This window comes from Kitasatospora sp. NPDC058190 (assembly GCF_042883685.1).
GTDB lineage: Bacteria > Actinomycetota > Actinomycetes > Streptomycetales > Streptomycetaceae > Kitasatospora.
Map to the genome: position 1 here is coordinate 52494 of NZ_JBHVVI010000030.1, position 25135 is coordinate 77628.

14 protein-coding genes are annotated in these 25135 nt (G+C 72.8%); 6 read left to right on the forward strand and 8 right to left on the reverse strand.

Annotated elements, in window-relative coordinates; genetic code table 11:
• Positions 1-87 precede the first annotated feature (87 nt).
• A complete protein-coding gene (locus ACFVWU_RS16465) occupies positions 88-4065 on the reverse strand; it encodes a beta-N-acetylglucosaminidase domain-containing protein (protein ID WP_387620757.1) in 3978 nt (1325 codons plus the stop codon).
• A gap of 390 nt (positions 4066-4455) precedes the next feature.
• On the opposite strand from ACFVWU_RS16465, the gene malQ reads away from it, so the two are divergent.
• Both malQ and ACFVWU_RS16475 read left to right on the forward strand, forming a co-directional pair.
• Positions 4456-6594: a 4-alpha-glucanotransferase gene (gene malQ / locus ACFVWU_RS16470; RefSeq protein ID WP_387620759.1), complete on the forward strand. Its 2139-nt coding sequence runs from the start codon at positions 4456-4458 to the stop codon at positions 6592-6594.
• Positions 6595-6668: 74 nt separating this feature from the next.
• Positions 6669-6893 (forward strand): hypothetical protein, encoded by a 225-nt coding sequence (locus tag ACFVWU_RS16475; protein WP_387620762.1) that lies wholly within the window; start codon positions 6669-6671, stop codon positions 6891-6893.
• A 103-nt stretch (positions 6894-6996) separates the two neighbouring features.
• Here ACFVWU_RS16475 and pepN read toward each other — a convergent pair whose 3' ends face one another.
• Together pepN and ACFVWU_RS16485 are read right to left on the reverse strand one after the other, a co-directional pair.
• The gene (gene pepN, locus ACFVWU_RS16480; RefSeq protein WP_387620765.1) at positions 6997-9579 is read right to left on the reverse strand and encodes an aminopeptidase N; all 2583 of its coding nucleotides are present in this window, start codon (positions 9577-9579) and stop codon (positions 6997-6999) included.
• A 141-nt stretch (positions 9580-9720) separates the two neighbouring features.
• Positions 9721-11520 (reverse strand): PQQ-binding-like beta-propeller repeat protein, encoded by a 1800-nt coding sequence (locus ACFVWU_RS16485; RefSeq protein WP_387620767.1) that lies wholly within the window; start codon positions 11518-11520, stop codon positions 9721-9723.
• A gap of 378 nt (positions 11521-11898) precedes the next feature.
• Between ACFVWU_RS16485 and ACFVWU_RS16490 the strand changes: the two genes are divergently transcribed.
• From ACFVWU_RS16490 to ACFVWU_RS16500, 3 genes are all read left to right on the forward strand, one after another.
• Positions 11899-13077 (forward strand): ROK family protein, encoded by a 1179-nt coding sequence (locus tag ACFVWU_RS16490; protein WP_380614155.1) that lies wholly within the window; start codon positions 11899-11901, stop codon positions 13075-13077.
• 258 nt (positions 13078-13335) lie between these two features.
• The gene (dxs, locus tag ACFVWU_RS16495) at positions 13336-15240 is read left to right on the forward strand and encodes a 1-deoxy-D-xylulose-5-phosphate synthase (RefSeq protein WP_387620771.1); all 1905 of its coding nucleotides are present in this window, start codon (positions 13336-13338) and stop codon (positions 15238-15240) included.
• A 162-nt stretch (positions 15241-15402) separates the two neighbouring features.
• Positions 15403-16929, forward strand: coding sequence for an ArnT family glycosyltransferase (locus ACFVWU_RS16500; protein ID WP_387620774.1), 1527 nt, complete (start codon positions 15403-15405; stop codon positions 16927-16929).
• 73 nt (positions 16930-17002) lie between these two features.
• Here the strand turns inward: ACFVWU_RS16500 and ACFVWU_RS16505 are convergent, their stop codons facing one another.
• The 5 genes from ACFVWU_RS16505 to ACFVWU_RS16525 all read right to left on the reverse strand — a co-directional run bounded on the left by ACFVWU_RS16505 (position 17003) and on the right by ACFVWU_RS16525 (position 23764).
• On the reverse strand, positions 17003-19150 hold the full coding sequence (locus tag ACFVWU_RS16505; protein ID WP_387620777.1) for a 3-hydroxyacyl-CoA dehydrogenase NAD-binding domain-containing protein: 2148 nt from the start codon (positions 19148-19150) through the stop codon (positions 17003-17005).
• A 2-nt stretch (positions 19151-19152) separates the two neighbouring features.
• On the reverse strand, positions 19153-20370 hold the full coding sequence (locus tag ACFVWU_RS16510; protein WP_387620780.1) for a thiolase family protein: 1218 nt from the start codon (positions 20368-20370) through the stop codon (positions 19153-19155).
• A gap of 246 nt (positions 20371-20616) precedes the next feature.
• On the reverse strand, positions 20617-21858 hold the full coding sequence (locus ACFVWU_RS16515) for a ribonuclease D (protein ID WP_387620783.1): 1242 nt from the start codon (positions 21856-21858) through the stop codon (positions 20617-20619).
• Between the two features lie 206 nt (positions 21859-22064).
• Positions 22065-22781 (reverse strand): response regulator transcription factor, encoded by a 717-nt coding sequence (locus tag ACFVWU_RS16520; RefSeq protein ID WP_030288221.1) that lies wholly within the window; start codon positions 22779-22781, stop codon positions 22065-22067.
• Between the two features lie 320 nt (positions 22782-23101).
• The gene (locus tag ACFVWU_RS16525; RefSeq protein WP_387620787.1) at positions 23102-23764 is read right to left on the reverse strand and encodes a DUF3000 domain-containing protein; all 663 of its coding nucleotides are present in this window, start codon (positions 23762-23764) and stop codon (positions 23102-23104) included.
• A 203-nt stretch (positions 23765-23967) separates the two neighbouring features.
• On the opposite strand from ACFVWU_RS16525, the gene hemE reads away from it, so the two are divergent.
• Positions 23968-25014, forward strand: a complete 1047-nt coding sequence (gene hemE / locus ACFVWU_RS16530) for a uroporphyrinogen decarboxylase (protein ID WP_387620794.1) — start codon at positions 23968-23970, stop codon at positions 25012-25014.
• Positions 25015-25135 lie beyond the last annotated feature (121 nt).

Consider the following 25135-nt stretch of genomic DNA (forward strand, 5'->3'; position numbering starts at 1 on the left):
ACGGTCGGCGCTCCGATGCCCCTCGTTCCTCGGGGCCTCCTCGCTTCTCCCTTTCGGCACCGGCGCGCCCCTTCGGCTCGCCGGGCGCTACTGCTTCGGCGGCGCCGCCGGAGGCGTGGTGGCCGCGACCCCCGGCTGCCCCGGGCCCGGCTGGCCGGGTTGCCCGGGCTGGCTCGGCGGGACGGGCTGGGTCGGCGGGGCGGCCGGCGGCTGCGGCGGGGCGGCCGGCGCGGTGACGGCGTACAGCTCGATGCCGAACAGCGAGTAGCCGAACTTGGTGGCCCGCGCCACGCCCTGCATCCGGACGAACCGGACGTTCGAGGCGTCGAAGCGCACCGTCTCGTCCCCGCCCTTGCCGTTGTCCACCACCGCCGCGTCCGTCCAGGTGCTGCCGTCCGGCGAGACCTGGAGCTTGTACGAGGAGGCGTACGCGGCCTGCCAGTGCAGCACCGCTGCACCCAGGTGGACGGGCTGCGGCAGCTCCAGCTGCACCCAGGCGTCGTCCTTGGCCGGCGAGGACCAGCGGGTCTTGGGGTCGCCGTCGGCGACCGCCGAGGCCGGGAAGGACGGCGTCTCGTCGCCCGAGGAGGTCGCCGTCGAGCCGACCGCCAGGTCCGTCCCGCTGGTCGGCGGCACCACGTGCACCTGCAGCACCTGCTTCACGGTGGTGCCGCCCGCCACGTACGACACCGGCACCTGGTACGTCCCGGACGGCGTCCCCGGCGCGGCGGTGACCAGCAGCGGCACGCCCACCCGGCCACCGCGCGGCACGGTCACCGGGCCGGCCGGGGTAACGGCCAGGCCCTTGGCGGCGGCCGGCACCTCGGCGCGCAGCTCGCCGGTGGTGCCCTCGGGGCGGCCGGCCTCGACGGTGGCCTGGGTCTTGGCGGGCGAGGGCGCGCCGGTGACCACGTCCAGCGCCGGGTCGGCCAGGCTGAGCCGGGCCGCCGGGACGTCCGAGTACCAGGGGATCACCTGGTTGACCACCGGCGGGTCGCCGCCGGGCTTCCAGGTCAGCCGGAAGGCATCGGCCAGCTGTCCGCCGGCCGGCAGCTCGTTGTAGCCGGGCTGCACGGTGCCGATGTCCGTCCAGGTGCCGTCGGAGCGGCGCACCGCGACAGTGGCGGTGGCGTGCACGTTCGGGTCGGTGAGCACGGTCAGCCGGTCCAGCGGACGGGCGCTGCCGAGCTCGACGGTGAGCGGCTGGTCCTGCGCGGTGGGCGGATTGGCGGCGCGGTACGCGGTGTCCGGGTTGCCGTCCAGCACGGCCGCGGCCGAGGAGCCGGGCAGCGCGTCGGGCCCGCCGGAGACGCTGGCCGGGGCCTCGTCGGGGGCGGTGACGGTGAACTCGCGCACCGCGACGGCGGTCTTCTGCGCGGCCGTGGCCCGCAGCCGCACCGCCCGTACCACCGTGCCCGGCGGCAGCTGGGCGCTGACCGTCTTCTGGTTCTTCACCACGGCGAGCTGCTTCCAGCCGCCCTCGCCGGTGCTGTACTCCAGGACGCCGTCGCGGATGTAGTCGTCCACGGCGGTCTGCGCGTCCGGGCCGTTGCCCCAGCCGCCCATCAGCACGGTGACACCGGTGATCGGCCGGCCGGCGCCCAGGTCCACGCCGACCGAGTCGCCGGGCTGCGGGGGAGCGGAGCTCCAGTAGAAGGTGTCGGCCTGGCCGTCGGTCATCAGCGCGGGCAGGTGGTCGTGCGCGGTGCCCATGCTGGTGGTCGGGGTGACCCCGCCGCTGACCACGCCGGACCAGTTGTCGGCGGCGCGCACCGCGCGGTCCAGGAACGGGCCGAGCACCCCCGCGCCGATGGTCGCCGGGGACTGGGAGAGCTGGGCGCGCAGCCCGTTGAGCTGCACCCGGGCCTTCCAGGCCGCCGCGCCGTCGCCGCCCTTCTGGGCCAGCAGCATGTCCAGCGCGGCCTGCCCGGCCAGCCCGTAGTTGCTCAGCGGGCCCAGCCACGGCCCGGCCTCGGCGGCCAGCTGGGCGGTGGCCTGGGTGCCGGACAGGGTCTGCTGGGCGGTGGCCATCGCCGAGAAGGCGTCCCGCAGCGGGGCCGCGGCCTCTATCAGCTTGGCGAGGTCCGGGGTGGCGCCGGAGGTGGGCTCGGCGGCGGCCCAGAACCGGTCCAGCAGCGGCGTCAGGTAGCCGGACTCCTGCTTGGACAGCGGCGAGGACGTGCTGTTCCCGGCGAGTGCGGTCACCGCGGACAGCGCCGACCCGGCGGGCGTGGCGGCGCCGCCGGTCGGCCCGGCCAGCGAGCGCACCGCGGCCTGCCAGGAGTCGTCGGGCTTGTAGCCGGTCGGGTTCCAGGCGAAGTCGCCGGCCGTGGCGAGCGCTATCCGGGAGGCCACCGGCTGCTGCATCGCGCCGGTCAGCAGCACCGCCGAGCGGGTGGCCACCTCCGGATCGCGGCCGGTGTAGGCGCCGAGGAAGAGCCGGTCCGGGCTGGCGTCGTTGACCGGGTAGTTGTCCATGGTGACCAGCGGGTGCCCGTACAGGCTGCCGGTGTCGGAGGTCTGGGCGCCGGTGATCTTCTCCGGGATCACCCCGCCGCCGCTCCAGGCCACCTGCACACCGCTCGGCAGCGCGTCGGCCAGCGCCTTGCGGTACGGCGTGGTGCCCTGCTTGTGGTACTCGGTGGGGACGACGGACAGCGGCGCCAGGCCCGGGTTCTTGGCGATCAGCCGGTCCTGCACCTTCTTGACCAGCGCGGCCTGCGCCTTGGCGGCCGCGGCCGGACCGCTGCCGTAGGCGTCGTGGTCGTCGTCGCAGTGCCACTCGTCGTAGCTGACGTCCAGGAACTGCAGCTGGAAGGCGGTGAAGCCGAGCTTGCGCAGCCCGTCCAGCTTCGAGACCAGCGCGTTGACGTCCTCCTCGGAGCTGAAGCAGAGCGACTGCCCCGGGTCGATCGCGTAGCCGAGGGTGACGTGGTTCTGCCGGGCCCGGTCGCCGAGCTCGCGCAGCTCCGACTGCTGCGCGGCGGGGTAGGCGTCGCGCCAGCGGGACAGCCGGAACGGGTCGTCACCGGGGGCGTAGAGGTAGAAGTTCTGCTTGGAGCGGCCCAGGAAGTCGACCTGGTCGAGCCGCTGCTGGGCGGTCCACGGGGTGCCGTAGAACGCCTCCGCGGTGCCGCGCACCGCCGCGCCGCTCGGCCAGTCCCGCAGCGTGATCCCGGGCAGCCCGAGCCCGGCCGCGCCCGGTCCCTGGCCCTGCCCGGCCGGTACGGCGGCGAGCAGCTGGCGCAGGCTCTGCGCGGCGTAGAAGGTGCCGGCCGCGTCCACGCCCGCCAGCACCACCGCGCCGTACGTCCCGCCGCCCTGGGCGGGCAGCTGACCGGCCGCCAGCACGTAGCCGCCGTCCGTCATGCCCTCGGTCGAGGGCGCGACGCCGTCCTTGGAGCCGGCCGCGGCGGCCAGCTGGCGCAGCGTCCGGTCCACCTCGCCGCCGGCGTCCTCGGCGGCCCCGCCGACGTACACCACCAGCGAGCCGGCGGCCGGCGTCCCGCCGTCCGGCTGCGGGGTCACCGAGGTGGCCCCGGCGATCGTCAGCACCTCGCGCACGGCGTCCACCGCGCCCCGGTCCACCCTGGGCGCGGGCACCAGCGTGACCGCGGCCGGCACCGTGACGGCCTTGCCCGCCACGGTCTGCTCCTGCGGGTGCGGGAACACCTGGGGGTTCGTCATGCTGCCCAGCGGCGTCTGCGGCGCGCTGCTCACCACGTCCGGCCCGGGGGTCGCCGCGTACGCCGCCGCCGGCAGCGGCCCGGCCAGCAGCCCGCCGACCACCGCCGCGGCCGCGACCCCGGCCGCGATCTGCATCGCCCGCCGCCCCGGCCGCCCCGCCGCACGCTCCGCCCGAACCGATGCCAACAGCGGCTCCGTCCCCTTCAGATCGGCGATCAGCCGGTCCGCGGTCCTCGGCGCCAGCTGACGGCACGTCCGCGCGGTGGCCCGCCGCGCACTCAGCGCCGCCGGATGCTGCAGCACCTCCCGCAGCGCCGGACTCTGCTCCAACTGCTGCCGCAGCCGCCGCCCGGCCACAACGGACACACGGGCTTGCACAGGAGCCTCCTCGACAGGCCTGGACCACAACGCGAGCAACCCCACCAGCTACCCAACCCGGTGTCAACGTCGTCGACGGCTATGTCGAATTTGCCCCGATTCATCCCGCTCCCCAACCCGTGATCGGAGGGCGCCCGCGACGGCCGGAACCGGCGACACCGTGCGGCGACGCGTCAGCCGGACCTCCGGGAGGGCCAGAGGGGCGTGACCGGCATCCGCACGAGCGCTCTCCGGTCCTTCCGGCAGGCCTCGGCGGCGCCGCTGATCGAACCGCGGTGGCCCGCTGCGATCCACCCCGTACGGTCGTGTCGCGCAGCGTGCTCGGGTCGTCACCCGGGTAGGACTTGGGAGTCCTGACCGGGCGTTGCCGAGACATCGCAGGAGCCGCGAGTGGCCGCTTACCACGACAGTGACGGAGCCGACGGGCTGAAGGTGCCGCCGCAGGACGCGCCGCCACCGCCGGCCGAACTGGTGGCGCTGGCGCAGGCGTACGGGGTGGATGCGCGGTACCCGGGGCCGAGTGGGCAGGCGGTGGGGGCGCGGACGCTGGTGGCGGTGCTGGCGGCACTGGGGGTGGCGGCCGGGACGCCGGAGGAGGTGCGGGAGGCGCTGGAGCGTCACCGGGCCGAGCAGCAGGCCCGGTTGCTGCCGCCGTGCGTGGTGGTCCGGCAGGGGCGGCGCACCGCGCTGGACGTGCCCGCCGACGCCCGGCTGCGGGTGAAGCTGGAGGGCGGGGGCAGTTGGGAGCTGCCGCGCGGTCACTCGCACTGGCTGCCCGCGGACCTGCCGCTCGGGCGGCACACGCTCACGGCGGAGAGCAACGGCGCGACGGCAACGGCACCGCTCGTCGTCGCCCCGCAGCAGCTGCCCCGACTCCCCGGCCGCAACTGGGGGTTCCTCGCCCAGCTGTACTCCGTCCTCTCCTCCCGCTCCTGGGGCATGGGCGACCTCGGCGACCTCGCCGAGCTGGCCCAGTGGGCGGGTGCCGGGCTCGGTGCGGGCTTCGTGCAGATCAACCCGCTGCACCAGGCGCTGCCCGGCGCCCCGGGCACTCCCACCGACCCGTCCCCGTACCGCCCGTCCTCCCGCCGCTTCGCCGACCCGGTGCACCTGCGGATCGAGGCCGTCCCCGAGTACGCCTACCTGAACACCGCACAGCGGGGGCAGGCCGACGACCTGGCCCGCCGCGCCGCCCGGCTGCGCGACGAGGTGCTCGGCCACGACGGTCTGATCGACCGCGACGCCGTCTGGGCGCTCAAACGGGAGGCCCTGGAGCTGCTGCACGAGGTGCCGCGCGGCCCCGGCCGTCAGGCGGCGTACGAGGCGTACCAGCGGCGCGAGGGCGAGTGGCTGCGCCGGCACGCGCTCTGGAACGCCCTGGCCGAGGCGCACGGCCCCGACTGGCACCACTGGCCGAAGGGCCTGCGCCACCCGGACGGCCCACAGGTCGAGCAGGCCGCCAAGGAACTCCAGGAACGCGTGGAATTCCACCGCTGGCTCGCCTGGCAGGTCGACCAGCAGCTCGCCCACGCCCAGCGCAGTGCCCGCGAGGCGGGCATGCCGGTCGGCCTGATCCACGACCTGGCCGTCGGCGTCCACCCCGACGGAGCCGACGCCTGGGCCCTCCAGGACGTCCTGGCCGGCGGCATCTCGGTCGGCGCCCCGCCGGACGCCTTCAACGCCCACGGCCAGGACTGGGGCCTGCCGCCCTGGCGTCCGGACGCGCTGGCCGAGGCCGGCTACGCCCCGTACGCGGAACTGCTGCGAGCGACCACCCGGCACGCGGGGGCGCTGCGCATCGACCACGTGATGGGCCTGTTCCGTCTCTGGTGGGTCCCGGCCGGGCACCCGCCGACCGAGGGCGCGTACGTGCGCTACGACGCGGAGGCGATGCTCGGCGTGCTGGCCCTGGAGGCGCACCGGGCCGGGACGGCGGTGATCGGCGAGGACCTGGGCACGGTCGAGCCGGGCGTCCGGGAGGAGCTGGCGGCGCGCGGCATCCTCGGCACCTCCGTGCTCTGGTTCGAGCGGGACTGGCAGGCGGACGGCGGCATCCTCGCCCCGGACCGCTGGCGGCCCGGCTGTCTGGCCACCCTCACCACCCACGACCTGCCGAGCACCGCGGCCCGGCTCTCCGGCGAGCACGTCGAGCTGCGGCACCGGCTGGGCCTGCTGGCCCGGCCGCTGGGGGAGGAGCAGGAGGAGGCGGCGACGGAGCTGGCGGACTGGCGGGCCGAGCTGACCGGGCTGGGGTTGCTCACCCCGGGCGAGCCGCTGTCGATGCCGGTGCTGTACCGCTTCCTGCGGGCGACCCCGGCGGAGCTGGTCGGCGTGTGGCTGCCGGACCTGGTCGGCGACCCGCGCCCGCAGAACCTGCCCGGTACCTGGGACCAGTACCCGAACTGGCGCCTGCCGGTCGCCGACGGCGCCGGCGACCCGGTCACCCTCGACCACCTGGCCGCCGTCCCGACCGCCCGCCTGCTGGCCCACCTCCTCGCCCCGCCCGGCCCGCGCGACCCCGGCCGCTGACCGGGACGGGCCTCGCGGACCGGAAGGCCGACCCCGACGCGCGCCCTCCCATAAGCGGCGGGTAAGTTGGAAACGTGGACAAGAGGAACGCTTTGCGAGCCGGCGCGGTCTGCGCAACGGTCACGCTGATGATGCTGCTGTCGTCGCCCGCCATGGCCCTCACCAGGGACGACGGTGACGACCCGGGTCCTGGCCTGAGCGTCGGCCAGACCATCGGCCTGTACGTGCTGCTCCCGCTCGTGGCCTTCGCCGTCATCGCGGCCCTCGCGGGCATGCCGTACGGCAAGAAGAAGAAGTAGCCGTCGCGTCCACCAGGACCCAGCGTCCACCAGGACCCGCACAACCCCGAAGGGGCGCCGGACGATCCCGTCCGGCGCCCCTTCAGGCGTTCCCGACACCCGGTCAGCGAGCCCCCGCCGCCCGGTCCACCGCCTGGGCCTTGAGCGCGCGCTCGATCCCGGCCCGCGCCTCGACCACCTGGCGCCGCAGCGCCGGGGCCGGCTCGGCCTCGGTCAGCCAGGCGTCCGTGGCGGCCAGCGTCTCGGCCGACACCTGCAGCGACGGGTACAGCCCGCCGATGATCTGCTGCGAGATCTCGTGGCTGCGGGTCTCCCAGATGCCCTTGACGGCGGCGAAGTACTTCGCCGCGTACGGCGCCAGCAGCTCCCGCTGGTCCGACTGCTGGAAGCCGGCGATCACGGCCTCCTGGACGTAGTTGGTCAGCTTGTCCGACTCCACCACCGAGGCCCAGGCCTCCGCCTTGGCCTCGGCGGTCGGCCGGGCGGCGCGGCAGGTGGCCGCGTGCTCCTGGCCCGCCGCCGTGTTGTCCCGCTCCAGCTCGGCGGCGATCGCCGAGTCGTCCGCGCGCCCGGTGGCCGAGAGCCGGGTCAGCAGCGTCCAGCGCAGCTCGGTGTCCACCGCCAGGCCCTTGACCTCCACGGACCCGTCCAGCAACCCGGCGAGCAGGCCCAGCTGGCCGTCCGTCCGGGCGACCGCGGCGAGACTGCGGGCCCAGGCCAGCTGGTGGTCGCTGCCGGGCTCCGCGGCGCGCAGGTGCTCCTCGGCGGCGGCTGCCCAGCGGGCGAGGCCCTGCTCGCGCCACTGCGGGTCGGCGTAGGCGTCCAGGGCCAGCTTGACCTGGCGCTGCACGGACTGCACCACGCCGATGTCGCTCTCCCGACCGATGCCGGACAGCGCCAGCGACAGGTAGTCGCGGGTGGCCAGCTCGCCGTCGCGGGTCATGTCCCAGGCGGAGGCCCAGCACAGCGCGCGCGGCAGCGACTCGGTGAAGCCGCCGAGGTGCTCGGTGACGACGGCCATCGAGTCCTCGTCCAGCCGGATCTTGGCGTACGACAGGTCGTCGTCGTTGAGCAGCACCACGGCCGGCCGGTGCCGCCCGACCAGCTCCGGCACCTCGGTGCGCGGGCCGTCGACGTCCAGCTCGATCCGCTCCGTCCGCACCAGCGAACCGTCGTCCGTCAGCTCGTACAGGCCGATCGCGATCCGGTGCGGCCGCAGCACGGCCGCGCCCTTGGCACCGGTCGGCAGCGCGGGGGCCTCCTGCAGCACCGCGAACGACTCGATCTCACCGTCCGTGTTCAACACGACGGACGGCCGCAGCACGTTGATGCCGGCCGTCTCCAGCCAGGACTTCGACCAGGCCTTGAGGTCGCGCCCGCTGGCCTCCTCCAGTGCCCCGAGCAGGTCACTCAGCCGCGTGTTGCCCCAGGCGTGGCGCTTGAAGTACGCCTGCACGCCCTGGAAGAAGGCGTCCTGGCCGACGTACGCCACCAGCTGCTTGAGCACCGAGGCGCCCTTGGCGTAGGTGATGCCGTCGAAGTTGACCTGGACGTCCTCCAGGTCGTTGATCTCCGCCATGATCGGGTGGGTGGACGGCAGTTGGTCCTGCCGGTAGGCCCAGGTCTTCATCTGGTTGGCGAAGGTGGTCCAGGAGTGCGGCCACCGGGAGCCGGGCGCCTCGGCCTGGCAGACGGCCTCGGCGAAGGTGGCGAAGGACTCGTTCAGCCAGAGGTCGTTCCACCACTCCATGGTGACGAGGTTGCCGAACCACATGTGGGCGAGCTCGTGCAGGATCGTCGCGGCGCGCGACTCGTACGCGGCGTCGGTGACCTTGGAGCGGAACACGTACTGGTCACGGAAGGTGACGGCGCCCGCGTTCTCCATCGCGCCGGCGTTGAACTCCGGGACAAAGAGCTGGTCGTACTTGGGGAAGGGGTACGCGTAGTCGAACTTCTCCTGGAAGTAGTCGAAGCCCTGCTTGGTGACCTCGAAGATCGCCTCGGCGTCCAGGAACTCGCGCAGCGACGGGCGGCAGTAGACGCCCAGCGGCACGCGCTGCTCGCCGTTCTCGTAGGCGTCGAAGACGCCCACGTACGGGCCGGCGATGAGCGCGGTGATGTAGGTGGAGATCCGGCCGGTGGGCTCGAACTTCCAGACCCGGGTGGCACCTTCGCCGACCGGTTCCGGCGTCGGCGCGTTGGAGACCACGACCCAGCCCTCGGGGGCGGTCACGGTGAACGCGAACGTGGCCTTCAGGTCCGGCTGTTCGAAGCTGGCGAAGACCCGGCGGGCGTCCGGCACCTCGAACTGGGTGTACAGGTAGGTCTCGCCGTCGACCGGGTCCACGAACCGGTGCAGGCCCTCACCGGTGTTGGTGTAGGCGCAGGTCGCGACCACGCGCAGCTCGTTCTCGGCGGCCAGGTTCGGCAGCGGGATGCGGCTGTCGGCGAAGCTGCCCGGGTCGAGCGGGGCGCCGTTGAGGGTGATCTCCTCGACGCTCGGGGCGACGAGGTCGATGAAGCTGTCCGCGCCGGGCGTGTTGGCGGCGAACCGGACCACGGTGGTGGACCGGAAGGTGCCACCGTCGCGGGCCGAGCCGAGGTCGAGCTCGATGTCGTACGCGTCCACCCGAAGGAGGTCGGCCCGGGTGCGGGCCTCCTCGCGGGTCAGGTTGGTGCCGGGCACTCGCTGCACTCCTTTGTCAGGCTGATGGACCGAATCCTCGCATGCCCAACGGTCGAGCCCACCGGAAAATCGCAGGCGGGGCGGACCCGGGCCGAAGCCCGTGTCCGCCCCGCCCGTGACGGAGGCGTCAGTCGCCCGACGTCACTTCCGCCACTTGATCACCGGACCCTCGTCGGAGCCGATGTAACGGGGGAAGGAGTACACCGAGGTGTTGTCGTCGGTCATGTAGTACACCGAGGTGCTCGTGCTGAGGTCGAACTTCCCGTTCGGGTTCGCCAGGGTGCCGATGTCGGTCATCGACCCGTCGGCCTGCGACAGCGTGACCAGGCGGGACGGCTTGTCGTAGCCCTGCTCGACGATGGCCCGGACCTTGCCGTTCTTGTCGGTGCCGGTGACCAGCCGGATCCCCTTGTCGGAGCCCCCGTTGGCCGACCACAGGCGCTTGCCGGTGGTCAGGTCGTAGGCGTTGATGGCCGGGTTGGTGGGACTGACCTGGACGTACAGGGTGGTTCCGCTGACCGCGTTGAGGGTGAAGGACTCGTTCTGGCCGGACAGCCTCAGGCTGTCCGAGCCCGGCTCCTTGACGGACATCGGGTTGCCCGGCTTGTTGTCCTTGTCGAACGGCAGGACGTAGTCGCCCTGCGGGCCGTTCGACATCAGCAGGACCAGCGGCTTGTCATCGAGGACCTTGCCGACCTCCTCGATGTCGCCGGTGAGGGTGATCGGCGAGCTGGTGGGCTTGCCGTTGTCGGCGTTCACGATGACCAGCTGCGACTTCGGACTGACGCTGTAGCAGCTGTCGCTGACCGCGATCTGGTTGCCGGCCGCCTTCGCGCGCAGGCTGCAGTCCTTGTCACGGGGCTGGTACGACCATGCCGGCTGGCCGGTGTTGATGTTCAGACCGCCGACAACGTTGCCGCCGACGGCGACCACGTTGTCGGTGATGCTGAGGGTCGGCTCGTACACCTTGTCGGCCGAGACCTTGACGGTCCAGAGCAGCTTGCCCTGGTTGAGGTCGACGGCGCCGACGGTGGAGCAGTCGCTGTCACCGGTGTTGAAGGAGACGGCGGCGATGTTCTTGGAGTTGGAGGTGTACGAGGCGCTGCACAGCTGCTTGCTGCCGGCCGGGGTCGGAATCTTCCAAGCGTCCTTGCCGTCGCTGAGGTTGAAGGCCTTGATGCCGTCGCCGTCGACACGGACGGCGTACTTGTCGGTGCCCCAGATGGCGAGCATCTCGTTCGTGGCGTTGTTGGTGGCGGGCTTGGCGGCGGTCCAGGCGACGTTGAACGTGGCACCGCCGCCAGGGGGGTTGTTGCTGGAGTTGCTGTTCACGGTCGGACTGTCGAGGGGACCGTGGGCGACCGGGGAGCTGACCGGGCCGGGGCCCGGGCCCGGGTCGGGCTTGGGGTCGTTCGGCTGGAGCAGGACGACCAGCCCGATCACGATGGCGATCGCCAGCACACCGCCGATGATCCCGCCCCACAGCATCACCGGGTTGCGCCGCGCGGGCGCGGCCGGCAGCGGCGCACTCGGGTAGGTGTACCCGGGCTGCTGCTGGTAGTTGTACCCGCCGACGTTGTAGCCCTGGGAGGCGTCCGGAGCGGCGTAGCCGCCGGGCACCGGGTCGTACGGGCCGATCGGCGCACCGCCCGGCGGTGGCGGGGCCTGGGCGGGGATGCCGGCCGCGGTCGGTGCGTACGCCGCGTAGTCGACGCCGCCCGGCGGCTGCGCGGGCGGTGCCGGCGGCTGGGCCGGCGGTCCGGCCTGGCCCGGAACGGCCGAGCCGTCGAGCTGCGTCATCTGGTCCGCGACGGCGGCCGGATCCACGCCGCCGTTTGCCGGGCGCCCGAACGAGACGCCCCGGTTCTCCTGCGGGCCATTGCCGGGCACTTCGCCCGCGCCCGGCGTAGGGTGATCCCCTGCCATCTGATTCCCCGTCATGTCTGGAAGCGTCCCCCGGCCGGTACCGTCCGCGGCCCGGTGGGACGGGTGAGATTCGGCACCATGCTAGTGGTGGGTGGTTTTCGGCCGTCGCCAGTACCGCCGAACCCCGCCCCCACGGGCCGTGACCGCGCAACACTTTCACCGGCCACCCACGCCGCCGCCACGGCCGCCCCGCCACCAGCACCAGCGCGCGCCCCCACCCCCGCGCCCCCGCGCTCCCGCACCCACCCGCCCCCCAGGACCCCCACCCCCCAGCCGCCCCCAGCCGCCCACCCTCCCGAGAGCCACCCCCCACACGACAGACCCCCGCGCCGTAGGCTTCAGGAGTTGAAGGGGACGCCCGCCAGAGGGATCCCCGCCCTGGGAGGGTGGATCATGTCGACGGACACACCGGGCTCGCAGTCGTCCCTGCACCGGGCGAACCTGGAGCGGGTGCTCCGGGCGGTGCGGATGGCCGGTTCGCTCACCCAGGCCGAGATCGCCCGCGGCACCGGCCTCTCCGCGGCCACCGTCTCCAACATCGTGCGGGAACTGAAGGAGAGCGGCACCGTCGTGGTCGCCGACACCTCCTCCGGCGGCCGCCGCGCCCGCAGCGTCTCGCTCAGCGGCGACGCCGGCATCGTGGTCGGCATCGACTTCGGCCACACCCACCTGCGGGTCGCGGTCGGCAACCTGGCGCACCGGGTGCTGGCCGAGGAGAGCGCCCCGATCGACGTGGACGTCTCCGCCGCGCAGGGCTTCGACCGGGCCGAGGCGATGGTCGAGCGACTGCTGGAGCAGGCCGGCTTCCGCCCGGAGAAGGTGATCGGCGTCGGTCTCGGCGTGCCCGGCCCGATCGATGTGGAGACCGGCGCGCTCGGCTCCACCGCGATCCTGCCCGGCTGGACGGGCATCGCCCCGGGCCGGGAGCTGGCCGAGCGGCTCGGCATGCCGGTGCACGTGGACAACGACGCCAACCTGGGCGCGCTCGGCGAGCTGGTCTGGGGCGCCGGCCGTGGTCTGAGCGACCTGGCGTACATCAAGATCGCCAGCGGCGTCGGCGCCGGGCTGGTGGTGAACGGCCAGATCTACCGCGGTCCGGGCGGCACGGCGGGTGAGATCGGGCACATCACCCTGGACGAGGCCGGCCCGGTCTGCCGCTGCGGCAACCGGGGTTGCCTGGAGACCTTCGTCGGCTCCCGCTACCTGCTCTCGCTGCTCAGCTCCACCCTCGGCCCCGACCTCACCCTGCCCCGGGTGGTCGAGCTGGCCCACCAGGGCGACCTCGGCTGCCGCCGGGTGATCGCCGACGCCGGCCGGCAGATCGGCACGGGCGTGGCCACCCTGTGCAACCTGCTCAACCCCCGCCGGGTGATCCTCGGCGGCGACCTCGCCGAGGCCGGTGAGCTGGTGCTCGCCCCGATCCGCGACTCGGTCGCCCGCTACGCCATCCCCAGCGCCGCCCGCCAGCTCTCGGTCGTTCCCGGCACCCTCGGCGGCCGGGCCGAGGTGCTCGGCGCGCTGGCCCTGGTGATGAGTGAGATGGGGGAGTCCGGAGCCCTCGGCCGCCACTGAGGGCTCCCGGGTGGACGGCAGTCGGCCCGCTCGACCAGAACACCCATCCGTCAACACGGCATTGACGCACACCCCCAGCCCCACCTCCCGGAATGGCGGTAACCCGTCGGTGGCACCGGGCGTGCCGGTCGGTGTCCGGCAAGCGGACATTAGACTCGACCGGTCGGCACCGACCGCGACCGCCGGCCTGCCGCCGGACCGGGCAGCGACGCCCGTCGGACCGTCCGCGGTCCGCGAACACTGAACGAGGAGGAACGGGTGGCCCTGCTGACCCGCATTCGGGGACCGCGCGATCTCGACCGGCTCACGCCCGGACAGCTGGCCGCACTGGCCCAGGAGATCCGGACCTTCCTGGTGACCGAGGTCTCCAAGACGGGCGGCCACCTCGGCCCCAACCTCGGCGTGGTGGAGCTCACCATCGCGCTGCACCGGGTGTTCGACTCGCCGCGCGACCGCATCCTCTTCGACACCGGCCACCAGAGCTACGTCCACAAGCTGCTCACCGGCCGCCAGGACTTCTCCCGGCTGAAGATGAGCGGCGGCCTGTCCGGCTACCCGTCCCGCGCCGAGTCCGAGCACGACGTGATCGAGAACTCGCACGCCTCCACGGTCCTCTCCTACGCCGACGGCCTGGCCAAGGCCAACCAGCTGCTCGGCAAGAACGACCCGGTCGTCGCGGTGATCGGCGACGGCGCGCTGACCGGCGGCATGGCCTGGGAGGCGCTCAACAACATCGCCGACGCCAAGGACCTCCCGATCGTCATCGTCGTCAACGACAACGAGCGCTCCTACTCCCCGACCATCGGCGGGATGGCCAACCACCTCGCCACGCTGCGCACCACCCAGGGCTACGAGCGCTTCCTGTCCTGGGGCAAGGACGCGCTGCAGCGCACCCCGGTGGTCGGCCAGCAGCTGTTCGAGACGCTGCACGGCGCCAAGAAGGGCCTCAAGGACTTCATCGCCCCGCAGGGCATGTTCGAGGACCTCGGCCTCAAGTACATCGGCCCGATCGACGGCCACGACCTGACCGCCCTGGAGTCCGCGCTGACCAAGGCGCGCGGCTTCGGCGGCCCGGTGATCGTGCACTGCCTCACCGAGAAGGGCCGCGGCTACCACGCCGCCGAGAACAACGACGAGGACCGCTTCCACGCCGTCGGCGTGATCCACCCGGACACCGGCCTGCCGGTCAAGAGCTCGGGCAAGGACTGGACCTCGGTCTTCGGCGAGGAGATGGTCGCGCTCGGCCACGAGCGCGAGGACATCGTCGCCATCACCGCCGCGATGCTCCACCCGGTCGGCCTCGCCCCCTTCGCCAAGGCCTTCCCGGACCGCATCTTCGACGTCGGCATCGCCGAGCAGCACGCCGTCACCAGCGCGGCGGGCCTGGCCACCAACGGCCTGCACCCGGTGTTCGCGGTCTACGCGACCTTCCTCAACCGGGCCTTCGACCAGGTCCTGATGGACGTCGCCCTGCACAAGCTGGGCGTCACCTTCGTGCTCGACCGGGCCGGTGTCACCGGGACGGACGGCGCCTCGCACAACGGCATGTGGGACATGTCGATCCTCCAGGTCATCCCGGGCCTGCGGCTGGCCGCCCCGCGCGACGCGGACCAGGTCCGCGCCCAGCTGCGCGAGGCCGTCCTGGTCAAGGACGCCCCGACCGTGGTCCGCTACTCCAAGGGCACGGTCGGCCCGGCCGTCCCCGCGGTCGCCAAGGTCGGCGGCATGGACGTGCTGCGCGCCGCCGAGGAGCCGAGCGGTGCGCACCGCGCCGACGTGCTGATCGTCTCGGTCGGCGCGATGGCCCCCACCTGCCTGGAGGTCGCCGACCTGCTGGCCGCCCAGGGCATCACCGCCACCGTGGTGGACCCGCGCTGGGTCAAGCCGGTCGACCCGGCCCTGCCGGGCCTGGCCGCCGAGCACCGGGTGGTCGTCACGATCGAGGACAACGGCCGTACCGGCGGCGTCGGCGCGGCCGTCGCGCAGGCGCTGCGGGACGCGGACGTGGACCTGCCGGTGCGTGACTTCGGCATCCCGCAGGAGTTCCTGGACCACGCCAGCCGGAACGAGATCCTGTCCGAAATCGGCCTGAACGCCCCCGACATCGCCCGCAAGGTGACCGCCCTGGTCGCCCGGCTGGACGCGGCGCCGGTCGAGGCCTGAGAACGGCCGCGGCGGAACGGGCCCCGGGAACCGTCCCGACCCGTTCCGCCGACGACTGGTTGTCGTAACTCCGTGACAGTTCGTCGCGAAACAAGCTGACAATCACACTGAAAGGCGGGACCGGCGCCACCCGCGCCGATCCCGCCCGGTAGGTTGTCAACCGTGCCGACCCCCACCCGCCTCCGCCCCGCCGGACTGGCCGAGCGCCTGCCCGAGCGTGTCCGTACCCACCTTCGTCAGGGGTACTGGACCAGGCTGGTGCCGGCGCTCGCGCTGGTCGCACTGCTCACCCACATCCCCTCCTTCGCCCGGCCCGTCTGGAGCCCGGACGAGGGCTTCCTGGCCACCCAGGCCCGGATGCTGGCGGACGGCGGCGTGCTCTACGACACCGTGGTGGACCGCAAACCGCCGCTGCTCCCCTGGCTCTACCAGGCCTGCTTCGCCGTCTTCGGCTCCGCCTCGCTGTGGCCGCTGCGCACCCTCGCGGTGGTGGCCCACCTGGTCACCGCGATCCTGCTGGCCTCGATCGCCCGCGGTCGCTGGGGCAACCGTGCCGGTGCCGGCGCCGGACTGCTCTACCTGCTGGTCTCCATCGGGCTCTCCCCGGAGGACACCCAGGCGGCGACCTTCGAGGTCTTCATGCTGCCCGCCATGGTGGCCGCCTTCCGGTACGCCGAGCGCCGCCGCTGGCTGGCCGCCGGCATCGCGGTCGCGCTCTGCTCGCTCACCAAGCAGACCGGCGGCGCCGTCATGCTGCCGGTGCTCTGGATGCTGCTGCAGGACGCCCGCCGACGAGGGGTGCGCTGGCCGCCCGCGCTGTTCAAGATCGGGTTCGGCTTCGCGCTGCCGATAGCGCTGGTCGCGGTCATCCTGACCAAGCCCAAGGGCTTCCTCTTCTGGGTGGTCACCGGCAGTGGCGACTACGCCTCCTTCGGCGGCGCCTGGCTGCAGATGCTCGGCCGCGCCTTCGGCAACCTGGGCATCCTGGCCGCCGCGGGCCTCGGCTTCCTCTACCCGGTCGGCCGCCGGCTCTGGTTCAAGTACCGCCACCGCCCGCTGCCGGTGGCCGGCGAGGAGCACGGCTCGACCACCGACCTGTGGGTCTGGCTGCTGTCCTCGGCCGTCGCGGTCAGCGTCGGCTTCCACTTCTTCGGCCACTACTACCTGCAGCTGATCCCCCCGCTGGTGCTGCTGGGCACCGGGGCGGTGGCCACCTCGGCGATCCGCTGGAAGCCCGTCCTGGTGTACACCACGGTCGCCGCCACGGTCTTCTGGGGCCTGGCGCTGGCCTGGCCGGGGGAGCAGATGAACCGCAACACCGAGGTCGCCACCGCGGTCGCCGCCCAGACCACCCCCAAGGACACCGTGCTGGTCTGGGGCATGCACCCCGAGCTGTACTGGCTGGCCGACCGCAAGCCCGCCACCCGCTACCTGACTGCGGGCTTCCTCACCAACTACAGCGGCGGCAAGGACGGCAGCCCGAACGTCGGCGAGCAGTTCAGCGTCAACAACGCCTGGCAGACCTTCGACAAGGAGCTGGCCAACGGCCTGCCCGAGGTCTTCGTGGACGACTCCGGCATATCCCCGTACCAGCCGGTGATGGTCCCCCGGATCGAGAACCTGCTGGACACCCATTACGAGATGATCGGCGTCATCGGCGACACCGTGGTGTACCGCCTCAAGCACTGAGCACCCGCCCTCGCGGACACGAAGGAGCCCCCGGCGACCAGGTCGCCGGGGGCTCCTTGCGTAGCGCTACGCCTTACGCGGGCACCGAGGCCACGCCGGGGGCGAGGAACTTCTTGCCGGTCACCCGCTCCGAGACGCCCTCACGGTCCAGGTACGGGGTGATCCCGCCCAGGTGGAAGGGCCAGCCGGCACCGGTGATCATGCAGAGGTCGATGTCCTGCGCCTCGGCGACGACACCCTCCTCCAGCATCAGGCCGATCTCCTGGGCCACGGCCTCCAGGGCGCGGTTCAGGACCTGCTCCTCGGTGAGCACCGAGTCGCCGAAGGTCAGCAGCTCCAGCACCTCGGGGTCGAGGACCTGCTTGCCGTCCACCCAGGTGTAGAAGCCGCGCTTGCCGGCCTTGACCACCTTGCCGAGGTTCTCGGAGACGGTGAACCGCTCCGGGAAGGCGCCGTGCAGGGTCTCCGAGACGTGCAGGGCGATGGCCGGGCCGACCAGCTCCAGCAGCACGATCGGGGACATCGGCAGGCCGAGCGGCTCGACGGCCTTCTCGACGCTGGCGATCGGGGTGCCCTCGTCGATGATGTTCTGGATCTCGCCCATGAAGCGGGTCAGGATCCGGTTCACCACGAACGCCGGGGCGTCCTTGACCAGGACCGAGGTCTTCTTCAACTTCTTCGACACGGCGAAGGCGGTGGCCAGCGACGCGTCGTCGGTCTGCTCGCCGCGGACGATCTCCAGCAGCGGCAGGATCGCGACCGGGTTGAAGAAGTGGAAGCCGACGACCCGCTCGGGGTGCTTCAGCTTCGAGGCCATCTCGGTGACCGACAGCGAGGAGGTGTTGGTCGCCAGCACACAGGTCGGCGAGACCACGTTCTCCAGGTCCGCGAAGACGGTCTGCTTGACGCCCATCTCCTCGAACACGGCCTCGATGACGAAGTCCGCGTCGCCGAAGGCGGCGGCCTTGTCGAGCGAGCCGCTGACCAGGCCCTTGAGGCGGTTGGCCTTGTCCTGGCCGATGCGGCCCTTGCCGAGCAGCTTGTCGATCTCGGCGTGGACGTAGCCGACGCCCTTGTCGACGCGCTCCTGGTCGATGTCGGTGAGGACCACCGGCACCTCCAGACGGCGGGCGAACAGCAGCGCCAGCTGCGAGGCCATCAGACCGGCGCCGACGACGCCGACCTTGGAAACCGGGCGGGCCAGCGACTTGTCCGGCGCGCCGACCGGGCGCTTGGCCCGACGCTGCACCAGGTTGAAGGCGTAGATGCCGCTGCGCAGCTCGCCGCTCATGATGAGGTCGGCCAGGGCAGCGTCCTCGGCGTCGAAGCCGGCCTGCAGGCTGGCCTTGTCGGCGAAGTCGGCGTCCTTGACGGCGGCGATGATGTCCAGCGCCTTGTAGGCGGCCGGAGCGGCGCCGTGCACCTTGCCGTCGGCGACCAGACGGCCCCAGGCGACGGCGTCGTCCCAGGCCTTGCCGCGGTCGATCGCCTCGCGCTCGACGACGACGTCGCCCTTGAGGACCTTGGCGGCCCACAGCAGCGACTGCTCCAGGAAGTCGGCCGGCTCGAAGATCGCGTCGGCGATCCCCAGCTCGAACACGTCCTTGCCCTTGAGCTGCTTGTTCTGGTTCATCGAGTTCTCGATGATGACCTTGACGGCCTTACCGGCACCGATCAGGTTCGGCAGGATGGTGCAGCCGCCCCAGCCGGGGACGAGGCCGAGGAAGACCTCGGGCAGCGAGAAGGCCGGAACGCCCGCCGACACCGTGCGGTAGTCGCAGTGCAGGCCGACCTCGACACCGCCGCCCATGGCCGCGCCGTTGTAGAAGGCGAAGGTCGGGACGGGCAGCGCGGCGATCCGCTTGAAGACCTCGTGGCCGCCCTTGCCGATGGCCAGCGCGTCCGCGTGCTGCTTGAGCAGCTCGACGCCCTTGAGGTCGGCGCCGACCGCGAAGATGAACGGCTTGCCGGTGATCGCGGCGCCGACGATCTTGCCCTCGGCGGCCTCGGCCTCGACCTGGTCCAGCGCCTCGGACAGCTTGAGCAGCGAGCCCGGGCCGAAGGTGGTCGGCTTGGTGTGGTCGAAGCCGTTGTCCAGGGTGATCAGGGCCAGCTTGCCGGCCTGCAGCGGCAGGTCCAGGTGGCGCACGTGGGCGGTCGTGACGACCTCGCCCGGGAACAGCTCGGCGCCGTGCTGGAGCAGCTCAGTCGTGGTGCTCATGGTCACTTACCACCCTCGAAGTGCGGGTTCTCCCAGATGATGGTGCCGCCCATGCCGAAGCCGATGCACATCGTGGTGAGGCCGTAGCGGACGTCCGGGCGCTGCTCGAAGCGGCGGGCCAGCTGGTTCATCAGGCGCACGCCCGAGGAGGCCAGCGGGTGGCCGAAGGCGATCGCACCGCCGAACGGGTTGACCCGCTCGTCGTCGTCCGCGATGCCGTAGTGGTCCAGGAAGGACAGCACCTGGACGGCGAAGGCCTCGTTGATCTCGAAGGCCTGGATGTCGTCGATGGTCAGACCGGCCTTGGCCAGCGCCTTCTCGGTGGCCGGCACCGGGCCGATGCCCATGACCTCGGGCTCGACGCCCGCGAAGGCGTAGGAGACCAGGCGCATCTTGACCGGGAGGCCGAGCTCCTCGGCGACGTCCTCGGCGGCCAGCAGCGAGGCGGTGGCACCGTCGTTCAGACCGGCCGAGTTGCCCGCGGTGATGTTGCCGTGCGGGCGGAACGGGGTCTTGAGGTTCGCCAGGCTCTCCATCGTGGTGCCCGGGCGCATCGGCTCGTCCACGGTGGCCAGGCCCCAGCCGGTCTCGCCGACCTCGGGGTTGGTGTTGCGGATCGAGATCGGCACCAGGTCGGGCTGGATGTCGCCGTTGGCGTACGCCTTGGCGGCCTTCTCCTGCGAGCGCACGGCGTAGGCGTCGCAGCGCTCCTTGGTCAGGTGCGGGAAGCGGTCGTGCAGGTTCTCCGCGGTCATGCCCATGAACAGGGCGGACTCGTCGACCAGCTTCTCGGAGACGAAGCGCGGGTTCGGGTCGACGCCCTCACCCATCGGGTGGCGGCCCATGTGCTCGACACCGCCGGCCACGACCACGTCGTACGCGCCGAAGGCGATGCCGCCGGCGGTGGTGGTCACGGCGGTCAGGGCGCCGGCGCACATACGGTCGATCGCGTAACCGGGAACGGACTTCGGCAGGCCGGACAGCAGGGCGGCGGTGCGCCCGATGGTCAGACCCTGGTCGCCGATCTGCGTGGTGGCCGCGATGGCGACCTCGTCGATGCGCTCGACGGGCAGGTTCGGGTTACGGCGCACGAGCTCCCGGATGCACTTGACGACGAGGTCGTCCGCGCGGGTCTCGTGGTAGATGCCCTTCGGGCCGGCCTTGCCGAACGGGGTGCGGACGCCATCGACGAAGACGACGTCCCTCGCGGTACGAGGCACGGGGGCTCTCCTCCCAGGGACCAACATTTCGAGGTGGGCGGGCTGCCGCCGGTGAAGACCCGAGCGGCGCCGCATCACCGTCATGCTACCCGCCGGTAACCAACCTGCCCAGGCCCCTCGGAGGGTTCGGACCGTGTGTCCCGCGACACGTCCGACCAGGAAGGCTTCCCGGACACGCCGAAGGGGATGCCGTCCGGACGGACGACATCCCCTTTTCGGAGTCATGCCTCGGGAGCGCGACCCGGGTCAGCCCTGGGCCGAGGCGGCGGCGAACGCGGCGGCCACCGGCGGCGCCACCAGGTCGACCTGCCACTGCCGGGCGCCGAGCCGGCGCAGCGCGGCGGCCACGCCCTCGGCGCTCGGCTCGGCCGGCGGCTCCCAGGAGACCCGGCGCACCAGGTCCGGGGTGATCAGGTTCTCGGCCGGCAGGTTGTGACGCTCGGCCAGGTCGCTGACGGCGGCGCGGGCACCGGAGAGCCGGGCGGCGGCCACCGGGTCCTTCTCGGCCCAGGCCCGCGGCGGCGGCGGTCCGTCGTGCGGCGCGGCGGCCGGCGGCAGCTGGTTCTCCGGGATCTCCCGGCCGCGCTGCACCGCCGCCAGCCACTGGTCCAGCTGGCGCCGGTGCAGCCGCGGCCCGAAGCCCTGGACGGCCTGCAGCGCGGCGATGTTCAGCGGCATGGCCAGCGCGGCGTTGACGATCGCGGCGTCCGAGAGCACCCGGCCGGGGGAGACGTCGCGCTCCTGCGCTATCCGGTCGCGGGTCAGCCACAGCTCGCGCACCACGGCCAGCTGGCGGCGCCGGCGGACCTTGTGCAGCTGCGAGGTGCGCCGCCACGGGTCGGTGCGCGGGGCCGGGCGGGGCGCGGCGGCGATCGAGGCGAACTCCTCCAGGGCCCAGCCGAGCTTGCCCTGGGCGTCCAGCTCCTGTTCGAGTGCGTCGCGCAGCTCGACCAGCACCTCGACGTCCAGAGCCGCGTAGCGCAGCCAGGGCTCGGGCAGCGGGCGGGTGGACCAGTCGACCGCCGAGTGCTCCTTGGCCAGGCTCAGCCCGAGCACGTTCTCGGTCATCGGCCCGAGGCCGACCCGGGCGAAGCCGGCGATCCGCCCGGCCAGCTCGGTGTCGAACAGGCGCTGGGGTCTCATGCCCACCTCGGCCAGGCAGGGCAGGTCCTGGGTGGCGGCGTGCACCACCCACTCGGCGTCCGCGATGGCGGCGCCCAGCCCGCTGAGGTCGGGGCAGGCGATCGGGTCGATCAGGGCGGAGCCGGCGCCCGCGCGGCGCAGCTGGATGAGGTACGCGCGCTGCCCGTAGCGGTAGCCGGAGGCGCGCTCGGCGTCGACGGCGACCGGTCCGGTGCCCGCGGCGAAGGCGGCGACCGTGGCGGCCAGCGCCCGCTCGTCCGCCACGACGGGCGGGATCCCCTCCTTCGGTTCGAGGAGCGGGACCGGGGCTGCTTCTTCTGGGATGGCTGCTACGGCGTCGGTCACCCCCCAAGGGTACGACGGTCCCCGGAACTGGGAGTGTTGTCGGACTGGTCAGACCGTTACGGGCGGCGGCGAAGGTGCCGTCCGCACATGGCCGCGGCGGCTGCCCCGATGCCTGCGGTGGCCGCTTCCACGCCTGCGGCGGCTCAGAAGGAACGTTCCTCCTGAGCCGCCGTTGTGGTTCGACAAACAGTTCGGGATCGATCGGCTCAGTGGATGATTCCGGTGCGCAGTGCGACCGCGACCATGCCCGCGCGGTCCCCGGTGCCGAGCTTGCGGGCGATCCGGGCCAGGTGGCTCTTCACGGTGAGTGCGGACAGGCCCATCGCCACGCCGATCGCCTTGTTCGACTGGCCCTCGGCGACCAGCCGCAGCACCTCGACCTCGCGGCCGGACAGCTCGCGGTAGGCGGCCTGCTGCGGGCCCGGCGCACCGGGGGCCCCGGGCGCTCCCGGAGCGCCGGCGGCGCCCGGCATGCCCGGCATCCCGGGGCGGCGCATCCGGCCGGCCAGTCCGGCGGCGCCGAGCGGCAGGCCCGGGCGGCCGGGCATCGCGACATTGGTGCGGGTGCCGGTGACCACGTAGCCCTTGACGCCGCCGGCCAGCGCGGAGCGGACCGCGCCGATGTCGTCGGCGGCCGACAGCGCCAGGCCGTTGGGCCAGCCCGCGGCGCGCGTCTCGGCGAGGATGGTCAGTCCGGAGCCGTCCGGCAGGTGTACGTCGGCGACGCAGATGTCGCGTGGTGTGGAGACCCGGGGGCGGGCCTCGGCGATCGAGGACACCTCGATCACGTCGCGGACGCCGAGCGCCCACAGGTGGCGGGTGACGGTGTTTCGGACGCGGGGATCGGCGATGACCACCATGGCGGTGGGCTTGGTCGGGCGGTAGGCGACCACGTTTGCGGGGTGCTCAAGAAGGACCGACACCAGGCCTCCTGCGGGGAGTGGCGGACGGAACCCCGATGGGGGCGGTCGGAGTGTTCCGCGTTCGGAAAGGGTCACAGTCTGCTTCGGCAGCAACCGTGTCCGGCTTTAGCGAAAGATCACGATCTAGTGAGTAACAATACGGACAAATCGCGCATGTGACTGATGCGACATGCTTGGAATTCGCACAAAATCGATCAGAAGCGTCACTGATCGGTCACTTCTGACCAGCTAATTGACGCAGAGCGGGATCGAAGTCACACTCCGTCAGTCCTGGGGGTGGTGTCGGGGCGGGAGGTGCCGCCCGGCCCGGACGCCACTCGTCAGTGCGACCGCGGGCGTCGCCGGGCGGGCATCGGAACCACCCCACCGAGTGACGTGACCTCGGCCGGCGGCTGCGCGGTCGGGGTGGCCGGCGGCAGCCCGGCGCTGATGCAGAGCAGATCCCCCCAGGCCGCCAGGTGCCGCTCGAACCGGCCGTCGGCCGGCGTCCACGAGGCCCGGATCTCGATCTCGGTCGAGGACGGACGGTCCGCCAGTCCGCCGAAGTACTGCGAGGCGCACCGGGTCACCGTGCCGGACGGCTCCGCGTACCCGGCGCCCTGCGCCTGCAGCGCGTCCATCAGCCAGGCCCAGCCGACCTCGGAGAGCATCGGGTCGCCGGCCATCTCCGGCTCCAGCTCGGCCCGGGTCATGGTGACCACCCGGAACTCCCCGTTCCAGGCCTCCTGCCCGGCCGGGTCGTAGAGCAGCACCAGCCGGCCGTCGGCCAGCTCCTCGCCGTCCACCTCCACGGTGGCGGTCAGCGCGAACGCGTGCGGGGCGAGCCGGCGCGGGGCCGGCGCGGGGGAGAGCTGGAGCTCGGGCCGGAGCCGCGCCCCGCTCAGGGCCTCCACGGCGGCCCGGAACTCGCTCGGCGCCCCCTCCCGACCCGTTCCGCCACCTGCTCCGCCACCCTGCGTGGGGTGCCCGCCGACCGCTGCCATGACCCGAAGACTAGGTCGAAAACCCGGGTTATCGCCGCAACTTCCGTCCGAGCGGCGTGCCGGAACGGCAAACCCGGACAGATCTTGGAGGAAGCGACGAGGCCGCCCGGGGAGGACGGTCCGAGGCGCATGCGAAGATTTGACCCGTGAGCGAGACTACGGCAGACCCGACGGCGGCCCCCCTCGACGGCCGACCCACCCCCGTGCGCCGCGGTGCCGCGCACGACTCCGCGTTCCTGCGCGCCTGCCGGCACGAGCCGGTGCCGCACACCCCGGTGTGGTTCATGCGCCAGGCGGGCCGCTCGCTGCCCGAGTACCTGAAGGTCCGCGAGGGCATCCCCATGCTGGAGTCCTGCATGCGGCCCGAGCTGGTCAAGGAGATCACCCTGCAGCCGGTGCGCCGGCACAAGGTGGACGCGGCGATCTTCTTCAGCGACATCGTGGTGCCGCTCAAGGCCGTGGGCATCGACGTGGACATCAAGCCCGGCATCGGTCCGGTCATCGCCGATCCGATCCGTACCTTCGAGGACCTCCAGCGGCTGCGCCCGCTGGAGCCCGACGACGTCCCGTACGTCACCGAGGCCATCGGCCTGCTGGTGGACGAGCTCGGCGAGACCCCGCTGATCGGCTTCGCGGGTGCGCCGTACACCCTGGCCAGCTACCTGGTCGAGGGCGGTCCGTCCAAGAACCACGAGAACACCAAGGCCATGATGTACGGGCAGCCCGAGCTGTGGGCCGCCCTGGTGGACCGGCTCGCGGACATCACCTCGGCCTTCCTGAAGGTGCAGATCGAGGCGGGCGCCTCGGCGGTCCAGCTGTTCGACTCCTGGGTCGGCTCGCTCGCGCCGGACGACTACCGCCGCTCGGTGATGCCGGCCAGCACCAAGGTCTTCGACGCCGTCGCCCACTACGGGGTGCCGCGGATCCACTTCGGCGTCGGCACCGGCGAGCTGCTCGGGCTGATGGGCCAGGCCGGCGCGGACATCGTCGGCGTCGACTGGCGGGTGCCGCTGAACGTCGCCGCCGAACGGGTCGGCGCCGGCAAGGGCCTGCAGGGCAACCTCGACCCGGCGGTGCTGTTCGCGCCGACCAAGGTCGTGGAGACCAAGGCCCGCGAGGTGCTGCACGCCGCCCAGGCGCTCGGCACCAGCGGCCACATCTTCAACCTCGGCCACGGCGTGCTGCCGTCCATGGACCCGGACGCGCTCTCCCGCCTGGTCGCCTTCGTGCACGAGACCAGCGCGCGCTGACGCCGCAGCGGTGGGGGGGCCGGCGGGGGGGGGGCCGGGCCGGGGGGGGGCGGGGCGGGGGGGGGGGGGGGCGGAGGCCGCGGGGACGGTGCAGGTGATCTCCTGGGCGGGGCCGCCGGGG

Coding starts and splice junctions, on each gene's coding strand:
- ACFVWU_RS16505 (WP_387620777.1), bottom strand. CDS start 19,150: ATGAGCACCACGACTGAGCTGCTCCAGCACGGCGCCGAGCTGTTCCCG.
- ACFVWU_RS16490 (WP_380614155.1), top strand. CDS start 11,899: ATGTCGACGGACACACCGGGCTCGCAGTCGTCCCTGCACCGGGCGAAC.
- ACFVWU_RS16485 (WP_387620767.1), bottom strand. CDS start 11,520: ATGACGGGGAATCAGATGGCAGGGGATCACCCTACGCCGGGCGCGGGC.
- ACFVWU_RS16525 (WP_387620787.1), bottom strand. CDS start 23,764: ATGGCAGCGGTCGGCGGGCACCCCACGCAGGGTGGCGGAGCAGGTGGC.